Below are 18450 nucleotides of genomic sequence, written 5' to 3' on the forward strand. Positions count from 1 at the left end.
GCCAAGCGAAATGCGCTCCTTAGCGATTTGGAAAAGGCGCAAGCGGCCTATGACGACGCCTGCAAGGCATACGAAGAGGCGAAAGCCGCGGCAGACAAGGCCGCCTCGCCCGAGATAACGCAACCGACCGAGACGACGCCTCCCTCCAACTCAGCGCAACCGGCCGAGACGGCACAGCCCGCCAGCTCGCCCGCGACCGGCAAAGACGCCGCACCGAGCTCCTCCAAGCAGGCGAACACGGGCAACGGCAAGCAAGCGAATACGACCGCCGGCAAGCTCGCAAACACAGGCGACACAACGCCGAGCGCAATCGCACTAGCAGGAATCGCCGCCATGGGACTCGGAATAACCGCCACAGCCACACGCCGCATCAGGAACTCAAAATAGCCGCCAACGGTTATTGTCTCCGCCAATTCACAAGCCCAGAGACAAAAAGAGGCCCGTTTCCCCACCTAGGGAAACGAGCCTCTTTAACTGCAAAGATTCAAGCAACAGCACCGCCGACTCTTGAACCACGTAGCCATCAATGCCTAGACACCACCAGCAAGCCGCATTCCGCAAGGGATAGATTAAATTAGATAAACGCGCCTTTACGGGTGCTTTTTGGACGAAGTGGTCCCGGTGCCGGCGGGCTGTTTGGTAGTCGAGCGATCCCGCAGGCAAAGCCGAGGACCAGCGAGACACCAAACAGCCCGCCGGCACCGGGACCGCATCGCGGCACCAAAAAAGCGCCCGTGCGCTCGATGGATTCGGATGCCCGACAGAGGCTCCTTATGGCTGCTTCCTTCCGGACCTGACCAGATTCGGAACATGTCGTCATCCGAACCCATCGAACGCGCTAGGCGCTCGGTATATCTTACCCGCTCCCGCCCGCCACGGCAAGTGGGGCGGACCCATCGGATGGATTCGCCCCACTCGTCCATATCGCTAGCGGCGCCTACGGTACAGGACCGCGCCGCCCGCTGCGGTCAGCGCGCCGATGCCGGCCATGGCCGCGAGCGCCTCGACCGGCAGGCTGCGGTCGCCGGTGTCGGGCATGCCGCCCTTGGAGCCGTCGCCGCTAGAGCCGCTGCCGGAGCCGTTATCTGAACCGCCGTCTAAGCCGCCGCCCGGCGTGCCGGGGTTCTCGGGGGTGCCGGGGGTCCCGGGATTCTCGGCGTAGCTGTTGGTGAAGACTGGCGGCACGTTGGCGTCGCCCTCGTAGGAGACCCTCGCCGACAGATAGCCCGTCTTGGTGCCGTCGGCCGCCTCGTCGCTCACCGTGACGACGGTCTTGCGCACCGCCTTGTCGTAGGTCACGTGCGCCTGGCCGTCGTCGACCTCGCTCACCGTGAAGGTGTAGGTGCCGGCCTGCTTGAACGTCAGCGCATCGAACGTGACGCTGCCGTCCGCGGCGTTCTTGGCGGTCGACATGACCTTGCCGTCCCGGCTCTTGAGCTCAAAGCTAAACTGGCCCGCCTTGAGCTCGGCGCCCTTGAGCACCTTGGCGGCGCCCAGCTTGAGGGTGACGGGTGCGGCCTCGTAGCCGTTGGTGAACGTCACCGAGTCGCCGCCCGTGGGGTTGCCCTCGGCATCCGCCAGCTCGTGCCTGACGGTGAGCTTACCGTTTCCGGCATCGGCAACCGTCGTGCGCACGCGGTACGTCGCCCTGTCGTATGTCACGCCGCCCGCCGTGCCGGCGACCTCGCGCAGCTCATAGCCGTGCGTACCGGGCGCGGTGTAGGCGACGGGGCTGAGAGCGACCGTGCCGTCGGCGGCGTTCCTGCCCGTCGCCGCGACGCTCTCACTGCCGTCGGCGGCAATCTCGACCAGCTGGAACTCGAACTCGCCCTCGGCCAGGTCACGGCCCTCGAGCTTCTTGTTCACCGTGATCTGGTCGGTGACGGAGCTCGGCGTCGGGTTCACGCCGTAGGTGTTGGTGAACTCGAACGCGCCCTTGCCCTCGAGCGTGCCCTCTGCGGGCAGGACCTCCGCGGCGAGCGTGCCCGCGTTGGTGTCCTCGACCACCTTGACCGCGAAGGTCCTAGCTGCCGTCGCGTCGTTGACCACGCCGTCGACCGAGCCGGACTCGCTCACCCGGTAGGCGAACGTCTTGGTGCGCAGACCGTCGCCGTCGATCTCGACGTCATCGAGGTCGCTCGGCTGCTTAAACGTGACGCGGCCCAGCTCGACGTTGCCGGCGGCATCGTTGGTCGCCTCGGTCACCATCTTGCCGGAGGCGTCGACCAGTGCGGGTGCGCCGTCCAGCGGCTCAATCTTAAAGGTGTACTTGCCCGCGATGTCGGCCTGCGCCAGGCCGAGACCGGCCTGGCTGAGCGCCAGCGTCTTGGTGCCCGCGATGTCGACCGTCGCCTCGCCGGCGCTATAGCCGTTCACAAACGACAGCGTGCCGCCGGAGCCCTCGGGGTAGTCCACGGCCACATCCAGCCCGCCCTTGCCGTTATCGGTCGCCTTGACCGTGATGCCGAAGCTCGACGCGGTCGCCGTCACGCCCGCGGGCAGCCGGTCCGTACCGTCCTCGGAAACGGTATAGGGAATGGCCCAGGAGCCGTCGGCGGCCCTGGTGGCGGTGCCGTCCGCCACCATCTGCTCGAGAGCGTCGGTGGTGTAGGCGATGGGCGAGAACGAGAGCCCCGCGGCCTCGCCGTCGCCGGAGGCCCGGTTGGTCGCGGTCGCGACCACGTCGCCCTGGGCATCGCGGACGGAGAACGAGAACTCGCCCGCCGCCGCGGCGCGGCCCGTCAGCGTCTTGGTGGCGTTAATTGCAACGCTGCCCTCGCCGCCGAGCACGCCGGTGGCCTCGTAGGAGTTCTGGAACGTGACCGTCACGGGCGCGGGCGTCGCCGCGGCGTCATCCGCCGTGGAGACCTCGCTGTGTGCGACCTCGACACCGTCCTTGGCAACCGTGGTCGTGACCGTGAGCCTGCCCGTCGCGGCGTCGTAGCCGGGCGCGATGGTCACCGTGCACGGCGCGGTGTCGTTGGTGTAGCCCTCGCCGCCGAGCTTGGTCTCGGTGACGGTGAAGCTGTAGGTCTTGCCAGCGTCGGCGTCGGTGAACTTCACGTCGCTCTCCGCGGCACCGCCGATGAGGTCGACCAGGTCGGCCTTCCCATCGTCAGCCGCGGCCACGGCGTAGGCGTCCTTGTCGGTCTTGAGGCCGAGCTTGGCGGCCGTCTCGGCGTCGGCGGTCACGGTGAAGGCGAACTGCCCCGCCTCCATGGCGTGGCCGGAGAGCGTCTTGGACAGGCGCACGCCCGCGCGGACCGAGTAGTCGAGCTCGGTCGTGTAGGTGTTGACGAAGTCGCCGCCGCTCGCCTGCGCGATCGCGGGCGTCGTGGCCGTGAGGTTGCCGGAGCCGTCATCGGTCACGGTCACCGTCATCGTGGCGGTGTGGCCGTCGTAGGACACGCCGGCGATGGCAGAACCGTCATCGGGCCTGACCTCGCGCACCGTGTAGGTGAAGGTCTTGGCGCGCACGCGCTTGCCGCCGAGCTCGGCGAACCCGGCGTCCTTGATGTCATCGAGCGTGTAGCGGATGGCTCCGAAGTCGAAGGCGACCCTATCGCCCGTCTTGGTGCCGGCGGCGGCCGTCACGCTGACGGTCTTGGAGCCGTCGGCAGAGCCCTCGGGCATGGGGGCGCCGCCCTCGCCCGTGAGCGCGAACTGGAAGCTATCGCCCTCGGCCCAGTCGCGGCCCTTGAGCGCCTTGGTGAAGAGCCCCGCGGTGGAGACGTCCCTGCCCTCGACGGCCGTTCCGTACGTGTTGGTGAACGCGACGGTCGCGCCGTCCTCGGTCACGGCGCCTTCGGCCTTGGAGCCGTCAGCCCCGTTAACAGCAGTCGTGTAGCCCTCGGCGGCGTCCTCGGTCACGGTGTAGTGCGCGCCCACGGGCAGGCCGGCGATGGTCTTCTCCCCGCCGTCCTTGAGCGCAAAGGTTGCCTTGCCGTCCGTGAACGTCACGCTGCCCTCGCGGGGCACGCTGTTGTGGGTCGTGTTGGTCTGCGACTCGTTCTCGCCCACCTTGACCGTTGCGGTGTTGGCGATGTCGTCGACCACGGCAGCTTCGGCGGAAACCTTCACGTCGAAGCTGAGCGTGCCCGTGGCGCCCGCAGCCTGCTCGCCGAGCGACCAGATAAGGGTGCGCGTCGCGGCATCGTAGGCGGCGCCGTCGGCAGAGCCCTCAACATAGTTAACGCCCTTGGGCAGGACATCGGTCACCGTCACGTCGGCCGCCTGCGCGGCGCCCCTGTCGTCGACGCTGTTGTTGGCCCAGCCGATGGTATAGGTGAGGGCATCGCCCATGCCCACCGGCTTGCCATCCACATCGACCTTGGCACCCGAGGCGTCCGGCTTGGTGACAGTCTTGGTGTTGCCGTGCGGCGTGAAGGTGTTGGTGAAAGTCTTCTTGCCCCGCTCGTTGGAGATCTCGGCCTTAAGGCCGGCGCCGGCCTGAGTCACCGTGACGTCGAAGGTGTAGGCATGCGCATCGTCCTCAATCAGGACATCGCCGCTTGCCTTCTCGGTCACGGTCGCGTGGTAGGTACCCGGATTGGTGAAGCTGAGCTCGCCAAAGGAAACCTTGCCGTCCTTGTCATTCTTCGCCTCGATCGGGTAGCCCTCGAGCACATTGCCCGCGCCGTCGGCGAGGGAGAGCTCAAAGGCGAACTCCCCCTCCTGGAGGCCGGGCTTGCGGCCGCCCGCGAGCACCTTGGTGAGCTCGGGGACGGACGCCGTGGCGGGGGCGGGGTCGAAGGTGTTGGTGAAGGCGGCGGAGGAGACCTTGTCTGCCGCGATGGAGCCATCGGCCTTGGATCCCTCGGCTCCGTTCACCGCGGCCTTGTAGCCATCGGCGGCACGTTCGGTCACCGTGTAGGCGGTTCCCGCGGGCAGCCCCGTGATCCTCGCCGTCTGGCCATCCTTGAGCTTGAGGGTCGCCTTGCCGTCCTTGAACGTCGCGTCACCGTAGGCGCCGGACACGCCGTGGCCCGCGGCATCGGTGGCCTCGACCGCAAACTCAAATGTCTTGTCCGCGTCGACCGCCAGGCCCTCGCGCGCCGTGACGGCCTTGGAGACGTCGAGCTCGCCCGTCTTCACGGTGTTGGTGAACGCGACGGTCGCGCCGTCCTCGGTCACGGCGCCTTCGGCCTTGGAGCCGTCAGCCCCGTTAACAGCAGTCGTGTAGCCCTCGGCGGCGTCCTCGGTCACGGTGTAGTGCGCGCCCACGGGCAGGCCGGCGATGGTCTTCTCCCCGCCGTCCTTGAGCGCAAAGGTTGCCTTGCCGTCCGTGAACGTCACGGCGTGCCCGCCCTTGCCGAAGGTGCCGGAGACGGGCTCGCCGTCCCCGTCGGCCAGCGCGACCGTGAAGCCGAACTCGCGCTGGCTGTCGCCGCCGACGACCTTCTTCTTGACGGTGAGGCTACCAGTCTTGGCGGTGTTGGTAAAGACCGCCGCCTCTACCGTGCGCTCAGCAGCGTCGCCCGCATCGTCGGTCAGCTGTGCAATCTTGGTCTTGGCAAACAGCTTGCCGGCGCCGTCGTCGGTCACCGTGACGGTGGCACGATAGGTGGCCTTCGAAAACGTGAGTGCCGCCTCGTCACCCGATTGCTCGGTAATCACATAGGTATAGGTGCCGGGCTTGGTGTACTCGATAGCACCGAAGTTGCCGACCTGGGCATCCTTGTGCAACTCAATCGTCGACACGCCCTCCTTGGCCCCTTGGGCATGGGTGCCTCACCCTGGGCAGTCAGCGTCATGGTAAAGGCATCCGTCTTAGTCCAGTTGCGTCCGGAGATCTTCTTTTGCACCTTAAAGGCGTTTTCCACCTTCGTGGACTCCACGCTGTAGACGTTGGTGAAGCCCACCTGCGTCGCCTGTCCGATGGTACCCTTCTGGGGATTCGCCTTATCGACAACCGCAAAGCCGTCCTCGCTCGTCATGAGCTCACCATTGGAGTCGAGCTCCTGCACTTCGTAGTGCGCACCCGTGGGCAAGGTAACCGTGACGGAGCCGCCGGCCTTAAGCGCGATGGTGTCACCGCTCTTGATCTGTCCGCTTACATAAGTGCCGTTGGTGCCGCCGGGGCGACCGGCGTACGCAAAGGTGCCGGCCAGAGGCGTTGTGCCATCGGCCTGGTAGAGCAGCACCTTAAAGGTAAATGCCTTGTTGGGCGCGGTAATGCCTTCGGCGGCCGTGACCGCCTTGCTCAACGTCAGGCGCCCGTCAGAAACTTGATCGGTAGTGGTGTTGGTCTTGACGGCGGGGTTGTTGCCGACCGTCACCGACGCCTGGTTGGAGATGTCGCCCGAAGCGCCACCGCTCTTAAACGCGTCCTCGGTCACGCGAACCTTAAACTGAACCATGCCCTCCTTGCCGGCGGGAACGTCCGTCAGCGTCCAGGTGAGGTTGCCGTCGTCGTCCTTGGAGCCGGCATCCTTGTGGTCGCCCGCGAACTCCACGAACTCGGTCCCCGCGGGAACGGTATCGGTGATCGTCACCGTGGCAGGTGCGCCCTCGGTGTTCTTGTAGCCGATGGTGTAGGTGAGCTCATCGCCCAGCGCCACACCCGACCCCGTCGAATCCTGAGCATCGCTCTCGGACTTCTTGGGCACGTAATTGGTCGTGGTGCCGGTATAGCTCTTGTTGCCAACCGTAATGGTGGCGGCGTTGTTGACAGTGCCGACAGCGCCCTGGGCACCCTTCACGGCGTCCTCGGTAATCTTGACGCGCACGCGCACCGAACCGTGGCTACCCGCAGGCTGCTCGCCCAGGTTCCAAGTGAGCGACTGGCCACTCGCGGTGCCCTTATCGGCGTTCTTGCCCTCAAAAGCCTCGAACACGACGCCAGTGGGAAGCTCGTCGGTCACGGTCACCTTGGCCGGAACCAGGTTGCCATTGTCATCGGCCTCGGTGTTGACCCAGTTAATGGTGTAGACGTAGGAGTCGCCCACGGAGAGCAGCTGCCCGTCGATGTCCACATCGGGCTTCGCGACCGTGCCGATCGTCTTGACCTTGTCACGCGTGTTGTGGAAAACGATCTTGCCGTTCTCGGTACCATCGCGATAGGTCACCTTGGGCGTCAGCGTGCCGTCGTTGTTGTCGGTCACCTCGAGCAGCACGCGGCACGTCGCGGACGTATCCACGGGGCGCACGCCCTCGGGCAGGTTAGCCAAGCGCTCTTTTGCCACCAGGTTAAAGCTGTAGGTGGTGGTGTGGTCGGCATTGTGGCGCTTGGTGGCAATGCCATCGTTGACGGCGCCAGCAAGGTCAATCGTCTGCTCATTAGATTCGCCAGCAGCATTGCCAAGCTTAAAGTTGACCTTACCGAAGTCGACCGTGGCGATACCGTTATCGCTCGCCTGGGTCTTACCCTCATCCATCCATACGAGCTCGCCGTCGGCCTTCTCGGCATACAAGTCAAATGTATACTGGTCAGCCTCGATCTTGTCGCGGGAGTCCATTACCTTCTCGGCAGCAAGACCCTCAAAGGTTCCTTTCGCGATGTAGCTGTTGGTAAAGGACACCTGGGCCTTGGCGGTACCGCTCTCGGAGCTAAACTTCGCATCAGCGGAAAGCTCGACGTTCTTGGCGTCATAGTGCTTGGCCGTGGTCACGGTATAGAGCGAACCGTTATCGCGTTTCTTAACCGCAATCTCTACCTTCCAATAGGTGGAGTCGTATGTATAGCCGCCCTTGCCGCCGTCATTCTCGACAACCTTGTAGGTAAACGTCTTACCCGCATCTTTCGTCGCAAAGGTCAGGCCGCCCAAAATACCGGTATGGGACGTGCCGTCGGCCTGCGGCTCATCGTTAGTCACGGTGAGCTTGCCCTCATCCGCGCGCAGCAGCTTGTTGAGCTTTTCGATTGAAGCATCGTCCTCGCCCGTCACTGTAAAGCCAAACATGCCGGCATGCAGGTCGTGCCCGTTAAGCGTCTTGACGATCTCCAAACCGCCCTGGAGCTCATAGCTCGTCGAAGTGCGATACCTATTGGTGAAGATGAAGCCTTCCGAGCCGGTCGTACCATCGTCGCGGGCCACAAGCTTGCCGCCCTCATCGGTTACAGTGATGGTCAGGGTATAGGTGTGCTCGTCATACGTCCACTCGCCGAGGCCGCCATTCGGGGCCAGCTCGTTAATAGCAAACTTATACGTGCCCGGCTTGTTAAAGGTGAGCTTTGAGAAGTTAACCTGATAGTGTTCCCCGTCCTTGAGGCCCTCCTTCGTTTGCCTCTTCTCAACATAGCTGTTGTCCGCACTCATCGAAGAGCCGGTGATAAGCTTGCCGTTGATGGCAGCCTTGGTAGCATCGTCAGCCGCGGTCATGGCAAAGGCGAACTTGTCCGAAGCATTGGCACCGACAACAACCTTCGTCACGGACGGAGTGTAGGCTGCCGCCTCGGTGACCGTATAGGTGTTCTTGAATTTGACCGTCGCGACACCGGCAGATGTCGCATTCGACGGGTAGATCCACTGGCCCTCAAGCTCGTCCTCGCCGTCAACCTGCTTGCTTACCGACGTCGTGACCCTAAGCGTACCGTCGCCGTTATCCGCCACGACAGCCTTAACCGTATGGACCGTCTCGTCGTACGTATAGCCCGTCGCTTTGTCGTCAATCTCGCTCACCGTATAGGTGAACGTCTTGCCGGCATCATCCTGAGTGAAGGTCAGCCCGCCCGCAGGTACCAAACTTACGGTCTTGGGAGCGTTGGCCTCGACATTTGCGGTCTCAAAGACCTTGCCATTCGTGGAAATGCCAACCTTGCTGGCAGACGTCTCGTCAGCAGGCTTGACGATATAACGGAACGTGCTCTTAGGCGAGCCAAAAATGGTCGCGTCCTTGGGATACGTCAACGTCTTCTCAATCTGCAAACCGCCAGCGGTGCCATAGTCGAGACTTGCCGTGTAACGGTTCACAAACGAGACGACAGGCGTGGCGCCGACCTCACTTGCATCGTACTGCTGCACGTAAGTATGCGAATCTTGCTTGAGCTCGACGATCTTTTCGTCCGTCAGCGCGCTCGCGTCGGCGCCGTCGCCCAACAGCTCCGTCACACCCGCACCCTTGAGCACGGTCGTCACGGTGTAGAGCTTAGCGGGGTCGTCCTTGCGTGCAAGAACCTTGACGAGCACGATAGCGTCACCAGTGTAGCCGGTGTCATAGGTGTAGCCGACAGCCGCAGGCTGGTTCTCGTGAATGCGATAGGCAAATGTACGGCCAAGGTCCTGTTCCGTGAGCTTGCGGGCAAAGAGCTTCTCTTCCCCGCTTGCGCTCACCACAGCGCCGGACACGCCGGCCCCTGCCGCCTTATTGGACAGGCTGGCCTCGGAGCCATCGACCGACGTCTGAACGCCGTTGTACCAAAGGCCCGTCACGGCAAAGGTAAACTGGCCCGTGGTAGAGGCACGACCCTCAAGGGTCTTGCTCACCGTCACGCCACCAAAGGTGCCCGACGCATGGTACGCGTTGGTAAAGGCAGCCTTGTCGGTTACGATCTTGTCCGCATCGGAGGCACCGGTGTTGGCGTAGGTCACGCTCGGCACACGCAGCATGCCCGTGTGGTTGCCCGACTCATCCAGATCGGTCACTACAACGGTCGCGCGTGCGGTGTGCTTGTCCATGGACATGCCCGCCCGGCCATCCCGCGCGGCATCCTCGGTGATGTTGAAGCTAAAGGTGCCTGCGCGGTTGAACGTCACGGTCGGGGCGGCTTCGGTGCCAAAGGAGAACGATGCCACGCGTCCCGACTCGGGCGCGCTGGCGACAGCTTGGTTGACGTTAACGGCAACGGCCCCGTCCTTTACCGCTTGCGCGGTGGTCTTGCTCAAACCGGTCGCGCCGGCATCATCCGTAGCGGCAGCGAGGTTAAAGGTATAGCTCTCGCCCTGGTTCCAGTCGCGACCGCTCACGGTCTTTTGGCCCTGTAGGGTCACGCTCGTGGGATCCACACTATATATATTGGTAAAGGAGGGCGTGACATTCGTGTCCAGCTGCTTTACCGAGCCGTCTTCTGCAATCTTGTAGTACTCGATCGAGGTCTGGATGCCGGCGCCCTTCTCGGCGTTGCGCACCACGGCGTAATAGACCGACTTGTCGTAGTCCATGCCCTTCTTAATGCTACCGAGATTCTCAGCGAACTTGTACACGTAGGCGCGTCCCGCATCCGCCTTGACGGTATAGGAGATCGCCGGCCACGTTACCGTGCCGTCGGCGTTGTTGCCCACGGTTGCGATGTTGCCCTCGGGCATGGGAGTCGTCACGCTCGTATCGACCGTATCGGGGTTGAACGTTGCGTTGACATCCGCTAGGCCGCCAACGCCCTCGAGCGTAAAGCTAAAGGTGTTCTGGGCAAGCGGGAACGTCCCGGCGTTGTCGGTCAGGATCTTTTGGGCATGGATGATAATCTTAGCTTCGTGTGTATCGTAGCGGTTGGTGAAGGTTGCGACCTTATCGGCAACATCCGTCTTGGTCTCGACACCCGCGTCGTTGCACTCCTGCACCACCTTCACGCTCGTAACGACCAGAGCGCCGGCTTGGTTGTCCTCCACCACGACCGTCGCGGTATAGGAGGCGGCAGAGTAGCTTATGCCATCCGCCTTGGCATTGGAGCCGGGGATAACCTCCTTGATGGTATAGGTGTACGTACCCGGCTTTTCATAGGTAATATCGCCAAACGTTGCCGTCTGGGTCTTCTCGGTGAGCTCGACCGTCTCCACCGCGCTCTTGACACCGCCGGGCATGGGGGCGCCGTCCTTAGGCGTAAGCTGCACGGTAAAGGAATCGCCATCGGCCCAATTGCGGCCCTCGAGCACCTTCTTGGCGCTTAGGCCATTCTTTACGGGGTTGACACTGTAGTTGTTGGTGAACTCTAGCTTGTTGCTCGCGGGAATCTTTCCGTCCTCGAGCGCGACAATCTTGCCCGTGATGGTGCTGCCAGTTCCCGATTGCTCCTTACCGCCGGCTTTGCGGCTCACGAGGCTAAAGCCAGCCGGAAGCACAGACTCGTCGGCAGAGCCGGTCACGGCGTTGACGATGCTCGCCAGCACATTGCCACTGGACGCCTCGCCCTTGGTGGTGAGCTCGCTCACACTGTAGTTGTCACCCTTCTTGAGGTCGTATACGCGAATGGTCTCGCCGGCCTTGATGGAATGGGTGTCGCCGTTCCTAAGCTTAAAGGAATTGCCCACAGCGTTGCCGCTCGCATCGAACACATGCGCCTCGTAGCCCTCCTGGGACTTCGGCAGGGTGAACTTAAACGTAAAGGTCAGATCGTTGTCGTCCGCATCCTTGGTGGGCGCAGTAAGACCAGCATCCGCCGTCACGGTCTTAGTCACTTGCAGGCGTGCCACGCGACGATCGGTATACTGCACGGCCGTTGCCGTGGTAAAGAGATGATTGAGCTGAAGCGTGCCCAGATCGGTGCCATTGGTGGCATCATCGTCTTGATAAAGGGCCATGCGGTTGATGCCCGTATCGGCAAAGATGGTCGCCAGCTGGCCGTTGCGGTCGCCACCGTCCTCGACATAGCGCAAGACGGTCTTGGCACCTTGCGTCGTCTTGTCATAGCGCATATGCATCCAGTTGTCCGTAGGACTTGTCGGGCCCCATGTCAGGTTTCCGCTGGCGTCAACGGCCGCACTCTGCAGCTTGCCCTTAATGTGCGTAAGCGTGTTGTCAATGGAGTCGGGAGAGCCAAACTGTGCCAGGGGGGCGATCAGCGAACCCGGGCCGCTCACGCTGAGCACGCCGTCGCCTTTCTCACCGGCATCCACATACACGCCCGAATCATCCACAATCACCTTGGTGATAGTGTTGTTAATCTCATAGCCATCCGGGCTTACAGACTCACGCAGGTAGTACGTACCCTTGATAAGGGGTTTGTGATTTACCGAATCGAGTGGGAAGCATGCCGCACCCTTAATCTCATACGGATAGGTCGCGTCGTTCGCCTTCACGGTGTCATACGGCTCGGCACCGGGCTTGATGGCATACGTGCTGGGGCTATTGCCAGTAACGCCCTTAGCCTGGTACAGCTGAAACGTCGCGTCGTTCACGGGCTTACCCAGGTCGTCAACCTTCTGCACAAACAGACGGTTCTGAACGTTGGTGAGGTGAATCACCGTAGAGAACTGCCTGTTTATCGTTTGATATTGGACCATAGAGGTGTTGTCGATGGTTGCCCCCGCCAGAGACGATGCCGTGGTGTGATACACCGCCACGGTATATTCCGCCTTCGACTTGTCCGTCATCATGGTGGCGTACTTCTCGATATCTCCGGGCAGCGACCTGACCGTCACCACGTAGTCGCCCTTGGTATCAACATCAAAGACACTCGTGTCCGCCGATTTGGCAGCCTCGACCGCACCGGCAATGCCGTGCGCGGAGCACAGCTTATAGCCATTGAGCGGGTTGCCCGTGACCGCCGTCCACGCGTCTTCGCTTGTGTGGTCCTCGCTCGCACCGGTGAGCTTGAGTACGACGGCAAACGTCGTACCCGAGCTAATGGCGTTGCCTTTATTGTCTTGCGTATCTTTATCTAGGGAAATAGTCTCCTTAGCGGCCAGATAGCCGCCGTTCAGCCACATGCGGCTACCCGTCCATGACTTGCCGTCGGCCGTGGTGACCGTCGTCTGCGGTGCAACCACCACACCACCCGAGCCACTCGTCGCAGCTTGCTTGTACTGCAGGTGCAGCTCACCTGGCGTTGCAGTGGTCGACGAGGTCAGGCTCGAGCGGTATCCCTCGGGCAGGCCAACTTCTTTGAGTACAAAGTAGTCGTGCCTATCAGCATGCTCTTCGTCGAACGAAAGAACAGAACGGTCCGGCTTCAGAAGTACCAGTCGGCCTTTGTCGTCCGTTGTGCCCTGGGCGATAGCCTTGCCCTGCTCATTCCAGTCGGCATCGGACCGATATAGCGCGAAAGTTGCGCCCTGGACTGCCTTGCCGTTCTGGTCAACCTTCTCGACCTCGGACGACGGCAGGGTGGTGAGGTTGAACTTGAGCGACATGTTCGACGCACCCGCACCACGCTCCAGGTAGAAAAAGCTCAGCGTGTGCTTGGTGCTGTTGCAGAAGGTGTTGCCGGAGAAGTTGGTAGTATCTGCGCCGGCGTCTTCGAACTTTGCCTTGATGTTGGTTTTTTCGATTTCCTTCTTGGTTCCATTCGCACCGTCGACATGACCGACTTTTACTTCACCAGTGGCGAAGTTGATCTCGAGCGTCGCCTTCTCGTGGATGCCGCCCAGATCGCCCACGAGTACGCCATCGATGTACACCCAGACGTCGTCGTCACACGAGAACTTAAAGACCATGTCTTTGAGATCGGTGGTCTTGCCTTCCTTAGGCTGGACAAACTCCGTGGTCATGGACATGCCAAAGTGGTGGTTGAGCTTATCGTTCGTTCCGTCCGTTATCCCTATAGGAGAAAGCTGGCCGTTCCTCTCTTCAAAAACCTTGTCAGCCGAGTCAAAGGGGAAGAACTGACCCCGATTCGCATCTGACACGCTGTCCTTATATACGCCAGCCTTATCGTAGACGTCAAAGGAGTTAGTCGTGGAGTTATACACAGCATAGTTGCCGTCAGAGCCGTACGAGTCGTAAACGTAATAGCCATCCTTGAGCTGGAAAAGGCCTTGCACTTTGTTGTAAACGGCCTTGCCGTTGACCTGGCTGTCGTTATTAAAGAGATAAGCCAGCGACTCGTCGGTGTACGTACCACTCGTGTTATAGGAGGTGTAGGTGCCGGCTTTGATTGACGGATAGCCATCTACCAGCGTGTTCTTCACAAATTGAAGACGTCCAAAGCCGCCAATGCCGCTTCTTCCCGTCCATTTATTAATGCCCGATCCGGCACCGCCATTGAACTTGAGCTGGTGATCTTTGTTGATGCCGGTGTTGTCATTGCCATTATTGTTGTTTATGTTGACGGACTTATCATTGTCGCCGTTCACGACCCAATAGTCGAACAAATTGACCGTAGTGCCGGTGGGATTCACCGTCTGCACGGTGTGGTTGCTAAAGGGAACCGTTTGATCGGCCGACGCACTCGTCGCACCAAACAGGAGCGCACACGCCGCCAGCGGGACGGCCAAAACCCTCAGGACACGCTTTGCGGTATTGGTTTTCTTGCCAAAAGGCTTTAGCATTTCTCGAGCTCTCGCACACACGCGATTCATGAAGGCCCTCCCCAAATCCATGAGGACGGCAAGCAGCGGCTCATTATATATGTGTCGTCGTCCCCATCGATGCAAATATACGCCCCCCCCCCGCGCAGAAACGCAAGGCAGGACATCGCAATATACTTAAAATTGTAGCAATTTAAACGACCCACTATTCCGCGTCAGGTTGCCACTCGGTCGTCAAATCGAACCATTCGCGCCATCAAAGGGGTTCGGCGGGATAAAACCGTCGGCAATCTTTATCCCCACAGCCCCACAAGGTAGCTAATTTGGGACGGGGCTTTTTTGACTACTTGGGCAATCAGATCGGCATGTAGTCAAAATAGCCGTCCCAAATAGACTGGTCTGACGCTGCGCCACGAAAAGGACCTATCTACTACGTTTAGGCCGCAGGGGTCAACCATAGCCGACTTTTTCGAAAATCGGCCAGCTCTCTACCTGCGGTTTTGTTTTTGCAAATTCCGGGATGGTCGAGGTAGCTCGGTTAAACGTAGTAGATGGCCGCATTTCGTGGCAAACGGTCCGACCCAAGGCCCAAGGCGGCCAGCCTCGGATGACCATTCACGAAGTTGCGGTGGAATACGGACTGAATTGGCACCTTAAAGGCAAAAACACTCCGTATTTCACCGCAACTTATCGAGGGGATGGGTTTTAGAGGCGAGCGAGGTCGTAGGATTGGGCGGCTGCTTCGCCGGCGCAGATGAGGTTGGTTGTGGCTTCTTGCGGATCGAGTGCCTGTTCCAGGTCCATGGGCTTGCGGCAGATCGGAAGCACCAAGTCGATGCCCTGCACACACACCGCATCCAGGTTGTCAGCGCGACCGCCCACGACAGCGATCACCGGTTTGCCACACCGCTTGGCACGGCGCGCCACGCCCACCGGCGCCTTACCGGCGGCGGATTGCTCATCCATATTGCCCTCGCCTGTAATGACCAGGTCGACATCGCGCACGCGCTCGTCAAACCCCACGAGATCGAGCACCGTCTCCACACCCGAGCGTAGCTCCGCGCCGAGCGCCAGCAACGCCGCGCCCAAGCCACCGGCAGCGCCCGCGCCGGGCACGCCAAGCACCGAGCCAAATGTCCGTGCGTTCTCGGGTGTGCGCAACAATCCCTGGGCTCGCGCCTCGAAAATTGCCGCATCGAGCAGGCGACCGTAGCCGACCATCCAGCCGTCGTATCTGCGCAGCACCTCGACATCATCCGCCGGCAGGCCCTTCTGCCCGCCAAACACCGCCAGTGCGCCTCGACGCCCCACGAGCGGATTCTCGACATCGGAAAGCACAACGATACGAACATCATCCAAAGCCTGCAGCGCTGGCGCCAAATCGACGCTCGCCACCTGCTTAAGGCCGGCAAGACCGGGGGCGACATCGCATCCCTGATCATCGACCACACGCGCGCCCAGCGCCTGCAGCATGCCGGCGCCACCATCGTTGGTGGCACTGCCGCCCAGACCAATATAGATAGTCTTTGCCCCGGCGCGAACCGCACGGAGTATCAGCTCGCCCACGCCATAGGTCGAAGCCGCAAGCGCCGCCGATTCCGTGCAGGGTGAATACCCAATACCCGCCGCCTCGGCCATCTCAATTACAGCCGAGTCGCGCTCGTCGTCCACCAGCATCCGGGCAGACACGCGGTCGCCCAAGGGACCTGCCACCTCGCAGGTCACAATCTCACCGCCGCACGCGGCAACGGCATCGAGCGTCCCCTCGCCGCCATCCGCCAGCGGCAATGCGGCCACCTGGGCATCGGACCACACACGGCGCATGCCCTCGGCAACCGCCGCCTCCGCCTGGGCACTCGACACGCTGCCCTTAAAGGAGTCGATCGCCAACAGCACACGGCGGGGTCGGCGGCACGCAGGACCAAAGTCAACCGCCGTGCCAGCATCCTCACCGGCACCTGCAAGCGCTGCGGCGTGAGCGGCGTGTGCTTCAAGATCGGCCCCACAACCGCAATCAGCGCCGCCCGCTCCGCGCAGACCGCCAAAATAGCTACTCAGCAGCTCGCGGCATTCATCCGCCAGGACCCCAGCCGTCACGTTAAACCGATGATTCAGGCGCGAGTCGGCATTCAAATCGTATAGGGATCCCAACGCGCCCGCCTTGGCATCGGCCGCGCCATACACGCAACGCCCCACACGCGCGTTAACCATAAGCCCCGCGCACATACAGCAGGGTTCGAGCGTTACGTAGACCGTGCAATCGGAAAGACGCCAGCGTCCAAGCGCCTGAGCGGCGGCACACAGGGCCGAAAACTCGGCATGAGCCGAAGGGTCTTGGTCGAGCTCGCGGCGATTATGCGCCCTCGCGACAACCTCGCCCGAGCGCACTACTACGGCTCCGATGGGCACCTCGCCCACCGCAGCGGCGTCGCGCGCCTCCGCCAGCGCCTCGCGCATGAACTTCTCGTCGATTTCGGTGATCGTCATCGTTCGCCTTCCCTGTTGCAAATTCAAAACGATGCTATCATTACGACTCACGGAGAGATGGCAGAGCGGTTGAATGCGGCGGTCTTGAAAACCGTTGAGCGCGAGAGCGTTCCGGGGGTTCGAATCCCCCTCTCTCCGCCACCTTAGTGATTCACCGGCGTCATGGTCCGCTCAAACAGTGCATCGACCACGTCGGCCATCTCGGGTCGACGCTCAAGATCGTGGCCCGATTCCCACCAATTTGTGAACAACCGAATAATGCCACCGGCGATAAACTCAGACGTCGTCTCGAGTGACACGGGGGCCAGGGCATCCTCGGCAAGCACGTTCATCACACGCTCGCGGATGGAGCGGGCAATGCGGTCGCAAATAACGTTGGTCAACATGCCCGACATGCTGCTTGCCAAAATGTTATCCATGAGCCGCTCGTGCGCCAGAATCAAATCCATGGCATCGTCCAAAATCGCGTGCCGAAGCGCGCGCACGTCCTCGGCAGATACCACGCCGGCCTCATCGGGCTGTTTTTGCGGCAAGCCCGACATGAGCTCATCGATATAAAAGGCAAAGTAATCGTTCTTGTCGCGAAAGTGCTTGTAGAACGTCGTGCGGCGAATCATGGCGCGGTCGCACAGCATGGCAACCGTCAGGTCCTCAAAACGATGTTCCTCGAGAAGCTCGGTAAAGGCATCGAACAGGGCGCGGTAGGTTTTCTTGATGCGAAGGTCCACTGGTATCGCCATCCTCAGGGCAAAGACAACACTCGTCAATCTGTCGCATATCTTACACCTGTACCTCGCGCGCTTTGCCCCGGTGCCGACCCCGACGAAAACACAACGCTTACCGGAAAGTTCGGCACGGCAAAACGTTGCGGGTATACTAGTAGCGTTATACCAACGGCAGCTGGCGCATGCCGCCGCGGCCATTCGAAACGGAGACATCATGCTTCCCGTCATCATCGGCATCGTTGTTGTCATTGTGATTGCCTGCGCCATCGCCGGCATCTACAACAACATGGTCACCAAGCGTAACCGCATCGATAACGCCTGGCAGAACATCGATACGCAGCTGCAGCGTCGCAACGACCTGATCCCCAACCTGGTCGAGACCGTCAAGGGCTACGCCAAGCACGAGCAGGAGACGCTCTCCGCCGTGATCAGCGCGCGTAACACCGCCGTCAAGGCCACCACGCCCGAAGCCAAGATGGAAGCCGACAACGTGCTGACCGGTGCGCTGCGCCAGCTCTTCGCCGTAGCCGAGGCCTATCCCGATCTTAAGGCAAACACCAACTTTACGCAGCTGCAGGCATCGCTCGAGGATACCGAGAACAAGATTAGCTATGCACGCCAGAGCTACAACGACTGCGTGCTCAGCTACAACAACGCCATTCAAACGTTCCCGGCTGTCATCTTTGCCGGCATCTTCCAGTTTAAGGAGCGCCAGGGCTTCGAGGCCGCCGAAGCAGCCCGCCAGGCCCCGACCGTCAAGTTCTAGTAGTTTGGCAGCGCATCCTTAATCGGCCAAATGCATAAACCGCCCCGTCGAATGCATACTTCGACGGGGCGGTTTCCTTTTTCGCGAAGGTCCCCCTCTAAGCGCCGTGCATTTTTAGGAGTATTCAACATAACCAAGAGCTTCAGGCGCCACGATACATGCCAAAGACCGCGAATATCCCTGCAAATCAAACACTGTCAGCCCATAACCCCGCCCATCATCCGTAGAAAACATCGAGAAATCCCGATTTTTTGCCCGAGGTCGGTATGCAGGGGTAGCGCACAGAGATGTGGTGTAAGAGGCGGGGCATGCCCCGCCTCCGCCCTTTCTTGAAAGGGAGGGGACACCGCCT

The 18450-nt window shown here is 61.3% G+C and carries 6 protein-coding genes, 1 tRNA gene and 1 other RNA gene; 3 read left to right on the forward strand and 5 right to left on the reverse strand.

Features of this window, described 5'->3' with window-relative positions; translation table 11 throughout:
- A partial coding sequence (locus GPK42_RS00005) for an LPXTG cell wall anchor domain-containing protein (RefSeq protein WP_215692628.1) occupies window positions 1-387 on the forward strand: 387 nt, incomplete at its 5' end.
- A gap of 350 nt (window positions 388-737) precedes the next feature.
- Here the strand turns inward: GPK42_RS00005 and ffs are convergent.
- The 4 genes from ffs to tadA all read right to left on the reverse strand — a co-directional run bounded on the left by ffs (window position 738) and on the right by tadA (window position 16607).
- Window positions 738-833, reverse strand: an RNA gene (gene ffs / locus GPK42_RS00010) — signal recognition particle sRNA small type.
- A gap of 94 nt (window positions 834-927) precedes the next feature.
- Window positions 928-5700, reverse strand: coding sequence for a Spy0128 family protein (locus GPK42_RS00015; RefSeq protein ID WP_215692630.1), 4773 nt, complete (start codon window positions 5698-5700; stop codon window positions 928-930).
- Window positions 5613-14141: a Spy0128 family protein gene (locus GPK42_RS00020; RefSeq protein ID WP_215692632.1), complete on the reverse strand. Its 8529-nt coding sequence runs from the start codon at window positions 14139-14141 to the stop codon at window positions 5613-5615. Before GPK42_RS00020 ends, GPK42_RS00015 begins: the two co-directional genes overlap by 88 nt.
- 684 nt (window positions 14142-14825) lie before the next feature.
- Window positions 14826-16607, reverse strand: a complete 1782-nt coding sequence (tadA, locus tag GPK42_RS00025) for a tRNA adenosine(34) deaminase TadA (RefSeq protein ID WP_215692634.1) — start codon at window positions 16605-16607, stop codon at window positions 14826-14828.
- Window positions 16608-16658: 51 nt separating this feature from the next.
- On the opposite strand from tadA, the gene GPK42_RS00030 reads away from it, so the two are divergent.
- Window positions 16659-16748: transfer RNA gene (locus GPK42_RS00030), tRNA-Ser, on the forward strand.
- A gap of 2 nt (window positions 16749-16750) precedes the next feature.
- Here the strand turns inward: GPK42_RS00030 and GPK42_RS00035 are convergent.
- Window positions 16751-17335: a TetR/AcrR family transcriptional regulator gene (locus tag GPK42_RS00035; protein ID WP_215692636.1), complete on the reverse strand. Its 585-nt coding sequence runs from the start codon at window positions 17333-17335 to the stop codon at window positions 16751-16753.
- Window positions 17336-17546: 211 nt separating this feature from the next.
- Between GPK42_RS00035 and GPK42_RS00040 the strand changes: the two genes are divergently transcribed.
- Window positions 17547-18098, forward strand: coding sequence for a LemA family protein (locus GPK42_RS00040; protein ID WP_171021549.1), 552 nt, complete (start codon window positions 17547-17549; stop codon window positions 18096-18098).
- The last annotated feature ends 352 nt before the right edge of the window (window positions 18099-18450 follow it).

The organism is Collinsella aerofaciens (assembly GCF_018785265.1).
In the GTDB taxonomy this organism is placed as follows: Bacteria; Actinomycetota; Coriobacteriia; order Coriobacteriales; family Coriobacteriaceae; genus Collinsella; species Collinsella aerofaciens_AI.